At 29.6% G+C, this 284-nt stretch carries 1 protein-coding gene; it reads right to left on the reverse strand.

Annotated features, from left to right (window positions below):
- Positions 1 to 99 precede the first annotated feature (99 nt).
- Positions 100 to 284 (reverse strand): transposase (locus tag GNY06_RS13155; RefSeq protein ID WP_166520509.1); only part of this gene is annotated, 185 nt, incomplete at its 5' end.

Raw genomic sequence — 284 nt, forward strand, 5'->3', positions numbered from 1 at the left:
ACTTCTACCATTATCGAATTCCTTCAAAATACTGGAAATCTGATTCGCACTGAATTGTTTCTTTTTCATAATATATAATCCTAAATTTAAACTTTTTGTCTAAATTATAGTCGTACTATTTATGGGGAAGTTTACAACACATTGTATAACAGTCATAGCCATTATCTTAGATAATATTCTATTCTTAAAGCCATCAAAGGATTTCGCATAGTTTCTTCTAATCATAAACTGATCACATAATTGCGAAAATAAGGTTTCGATGCGCTTTCGGGGTTTTCTAAAAA

This window comes from Elizabethkingia argenteiflava (genome assembly GCF_009904105.1).
GTDB classification, from domain to species: Bacteria; Bacteroidota; Bacteroidia; order Flavobacteriales; family Weeksellaceae; genus Elizabethkingia; species Elizabethkingia argenteiflava.